The 2,453-nt window shown below is 53.6% G+C and carries 2 protein-coding genes; both read right to left on the bottom strand.

The window, feature by feature from the left end; all coding sequences use genetic code 11:
• On the bottom strand, window positions 1-1,224 hold a 1,224-nt coding region (locus A0129_RS15685), incomplete at its 3' end, for a cbb3-type cytochrome c oxidase subunit I (RefSeq protein WP_291716321.1).
• Window positions 1,225-1,243: 19 nt separating this feature from the next.
• Window positions 1,244-2,362, bottom strand: a complete 1,119-nt coding sequence (coxB, locus tag A0129_RS15680; protein WP_291716322.1) for a cytochrome c oxidase subunit II — start codon at window positions 2,360-2,362, stop codon at window positions 1,244-1,246.
• Window positions 2,363-2,453 lie beyond the last annotated feature (91 nt).

Genomic DNA, 2,453 nt, shown 5'->3' with positions numbered 1-2,453 from the left:
CAAGGCAAACAGAGAACCCGCGACCAGCACGTAGTGGAAGTGAGCCACCACGTAGTAAGTGTCCTGCAGCTGAATGTCAACAGGGGCCACGGCCAGAATCAGGCCGGTAAAACCACCCATGGTGAACACGAAAATGAAACCGACAGCGAACAGCATGGGGGTTTCGAATGTCATGGAGCCACGCCACATGGTGGCCAGCCAGTTAAATACCTTCACGCCGGTGGGCACCGCGATCAACATGGTTGCGTACATGAAGAACAACTGGCCAGTGACCGGCATGCCGGTTGTGAACATGTGGTGCGCCCAAACGATGAAGGACAGAATCGCGATGGACGCAGTGGCGTACACCATGGAGCTGTAACCAAACAATGTTTTGCGAGCGAACGTGGGTACGATGTGGCTGATGATGCCGAAGGCCGGCAAGATCATGATGTACACCTCGGGGTGACCGAAGAACCAGAAAATGTGCTGGTACATCACAGGGTCACCGCCACCGGCCGCATTGAAGAATGATGTGCCGAAATGGCGATCAGTCAACACCATGGTGATGGCGCCAGCCAACACGGGCATTACTGCAATCAACAGGTAAGCGGTAATCAGCCAGGTCCAGGCAAACATCGGCATTTTCATCAAGGTCATGCCAGGCGCGCGCATGTTCAGGATGGTGGTGATGATGTTGATGGAGCCCATGATCGAGGAGGCACCCAGGATGTGCATCGCGAAAATCGCCGCATCCATGCCTGGGCCCATTTGCACGGACAAGGGTGCATACAGGGTCCAGCCAGCAGCAGTAGCGCCGCCGGGCATAAAGAAGGATGCTGTCAGGATGATCGCTGCAGGAACCATCAGCCAGAAGCTGAAGTTGTTCATGCGGGCAAAGGCCATGTCAGAACAGCCGATTTGCAGCGGAATCATCCAGTTGGCAAAACCCACAAATGCGGGCATCACCGCACCAAACACCATGATCAAACCGTGCATGGTCGTTAGCTGGTTGAAGAACTCGGGCTGAACCAGTTGCAGGCCAGGTGCAAACAATTCTGCACGCAGCATCAGCGCCAACACGCCGCCTTCCAGCAGCATGATGAACGAGAAAATCAGGTACATGGTACCGATGTCTTTGTGGTTGGTTGCGTACAACCAACGGCGCCAACCATGCGGATGGTCGTGCGCGTGGTCATGGTCGTGACCATGTCCGTGGGTTAAATCTGCCGCGGTAGTGCTCATGTAAATCTCCTAAGCAATATTAACGTGCAGCCGTAACAGCACTTGGCTGAACAACCGGGTCGGTACCTGTGCCTGCATTGGCCCAAGCGTTTCGTGTGTAAGTAATGACTGAAGCAATTTCAACATCGCTCAACTGCTTCCAGGCTGGCATGCCAGCGCCTTTGCCGTTCAACAGAATGTCAATTTGACCAGCTTGCGGACCCACTACAGAAGGCGCTGCAACAAGCGCTGGGAATGCACCGGGGATGCCTTCACCAGAAGCTTGGTGACAAGCTGCGCAATTGGCGTTGTACACCTGCTCACCGCGGGCAACCAGGTCTTCCTTGGTCCATTCTTTCGTGGGGTCGTCTTGCTTGGCCTTCATTTCGTCAAGCTTGGCCTGCACCCACTTGGAGTAGTTTTCTTCAGACATCACTTCAACAACGATAGGCATGTAGGCATGGTCTTTGCCGCACAACTCGGCACACTGACCGCGGTAAATGCCTTCTTTCTCTGCCTTGAACCAGGTGTCACGAACAAAACCGGGGATCGCATCCTGCTTCACGCCAAAGGCGGGAATCATCCAGGCGTGAATCACGTCATTGGCGGTTGTTACCACGCGAACTTTCTTGTTCACGGGCACAACAACGTGGTTGTCCACTTCCATCAGGTAGTTTTCACCACGGGCAACGGCCTGACCTTCATGGTCATCGATTTGCTCGCGCGGAGTGGTCAGGGTAGACAGGAAGGAAATGCCCTCACCCTCGCCTGCCAGGTATTCATAACCCCATTTCCACTGATAGCCAGTGGCTTTGATGGTGAGGTCGGCGTTGGAAGTGTCTTTCATGGCGACCACTGTTTTGGTGGCGGGCAAAGCCATGCCAATCACGATCAGGAAAGGCACAACGGTCCATGCAATTTCAACTTTCACACTTTCATGGAAAGAAGCAGATTTCGCGCCCTTTGATTTGCGGTGTGCGTAGATTGAGTAAAACATCACGCCAAACACGGCAACGAAAATAACCAGACAGATCACCAGCATCAGCGTGTGCAAATCATAAATTTGACGCGCGATTTCGGTAACCGGTTCAGCGAGGTTGTACTGCAGGGGCTGCCCAGAAACATTCTCGGCAAACGCTGCACCTCCGAAGGATGTCATCGCAATTGCAGCAGCCGAAGCAACAGCTTTGCGAATACCCAAGGACGACTTCAACATGGCGATCCTCAATCTCAAAAAAATATCAAACTGG

This window comes from Limnobacter sp. CACIAM 66H1 (assembly GCF_001601825.1).
Taxonomy (GTDB): Bacteria; Pseudomonadota; Gammaproteobacteria; order Burkholderiales; family Burkholderiaceae_B; genus Limnobacter.
The sequence above is the reverse complement of the archived record's forward strand: the minus strand, read 5'-3'. Positions and strand labels throughout refer to the sequence as shown.

Excerpts from the sequence above, each read along its gene's own strand:
- coxB (WP_291716322.1), bottom strand. The coding sequence starts at position 2,362 with ATGACATCCTTCGGAGGTGCAGCGTTTGCCGAGAATGTTTCTGGGCAG.